This is a genomic window from Bartonella sp. AP57NXGY, from assembly GCF_042195805.1.
Classification (GTDB): Bacteria; Pseudomonadota; Alphaproteobacteria; order Rhizobiales; family Rhizobiaceae; genus Bartonella.
The window spans coordinates 1-742 of sequence record NZ_JBHIOZ010000497.1 but is presented as its reverse complement, the minus strand read 5'-3'; the positions used below and the strand labels follow the sequence as shown (position 1 = coordinate 742).

Genomic DNA, 742 nt, shown 5'->3' with positions numbered 1-742 from the left:
TTTGCACTGCTTGAAAAAGAGTTTTCAACAAAGGGTGGAACAAATGAATTTTTGTCAAATTACTTTTCTCAACAAGGGGGAAAGAATGCTTTAACAATGGCTCTTGAAGCTACTTTGCAAAAAATGAATGCTTCTAAAAAGACTTGACCAATATTTTTATCATCTCAATAAGAAAAAACTAAATGTTGAAGATGTATATCAAGAAAACTCACATCAAAAAATGCTTTTTTATGAAAAAATTGATTATTAAAATATTTTTTACAACCTTTTACAATTTTTCTAAATTATTTTTATTTTCGGTCTTCTTCTTTTTGCCTCAAGTCCAATATTTTTTTCTACCTCACAGCTCTAGCTCTTCAATTTTGTTCCCCTTCAGGTTATCCAAACGCATGAATAATTTTTTGTTTATTTAACCTATATACTCCATTCACACATTAAAACTTCCTCTTACAAAGAAGCGACTATTTTTATGTCTTTCATGATTGTGTTTTAATAAACTCTCTTATAACACCCCCCATTCAAAAGAGTTGATTTTTTATTTGATCAACAATTTCACGATATAGTTTAGCATGCTCTTCACTAGGCTTAGCAACAAAAATAGGGATTCCTTCATCTGAAGAAAATCGTAAAGCTGCATCAAGCGGTATTTCCGCTAAGAAAGGGACTTCTCGACGTTCCGCTTCTGCCCGTGCACCACCATAGCCAAAAATATCATAGCGTTTTCCCGTATCAGGAGCGATAA

At 32.3% G+C, this 742-nt stretch carries 1 protein-coding gene and 1 pseudogene; one reads left to right on the top strand and one right to left on the bottom strand.

Going from position 1 to position 742, the window contains the following annotated elements; all coding sequences use genetic code 11:
- Positions 1 to 147: pseudogene (locus ACFIL8_RS11680) on the top strand (pyrroline-5-carboxylate reductase); the annotation flags it as partial.
- 371 nt (positions 148 to 518) lie between these two features.
- Here the strand turns inward: ACFIL8_RS11680 and ACFIL8_RS11675 are convergent.
- Positions 519 to 742: P-loop NTPase (locus tag ACFIL8_RS11675; protein WP_375689943.1), on the bottom strand; the 224-nt coding region annotated here is incomplete at its 5' end.